The 503-nt window shown below is 36.1% G+C and carries 2 protein-coding genes; both read left to right on the top strand.

From position 1 onward, the window contains the following. Positions 1–62 precede the first annotated feature (62 nt). Complete coding sequence (locus E9531_RS17385; protein WP_425293611.1) at positions 63–230, top strand: plasmid recombination protein; 168 nt, start codon at positions 63–65, stop codon at positions 228–230. Then, the coding region (locus E9531_RS17695) for a hypothetical protein (RefSeq protein WP_211343491.1) at positions 215–503 on the top strand (289 nt) is incomplete at its 3' end. The genes E9531_RS17385 and E9531_RS17695, both read left to right, overlap by 16 nt.

Below are 503 nucleotides of genomic sequence, written 5' to 3'. Positions count from 1 at the left end.
AAAAATTTGGTGAAGAAAATATTCGTTATGCAATTGTTCATCTTGATGAGAGTACGCCACATATGCATATGGGAATTGTGCCCTTTGATGATGAACATAAGTTGTCTGCTAAGCGAGTATTTAATCGCACGGCTTTGCGAGATATTCAAGATCAATTACCGACTTATTTGCAACAGCATGGTTTTAATATTCAACGTGGGGTTCAAGAATCGNTATGCGGGAAGATTTGAAAAAGGCGACGCTTCAAAAACAAGAAATACAAGCTGAACTTGAAGATGCCAGAAAACGCCTTGCTGAACTTAAACCTCGTGATCAGCAGGAAATTGAGAGCAAACCTACTTTTTTAAGCAAGGATAAAGTGGTTGTTAGAAAAAGTGATCTTCATGACTTAGAATCTCGAGCAGCTGTCAGTGATATTTATAATCAACAACAGAACCGTTTAAAACTTGATAATCAAAGCCTAAATTATCAACTGCTTGAAGTTAAAGACAATAATTATGATT

The organism is Lampropedia puyangensis (assembly GCF_004833285.1).
GTDB lineage: Bacteria > Pseudomonadota > Gammaproteobacteria > Burkholderiales > Burkholderiaceae_C > Lampropedia > Lampropedia puyangensis.
The sequence above is the reverse complement of the archived record's forward strand: the minus strand, read 5'-3'. Positions and strand labels throughout refer to the sequence as shown.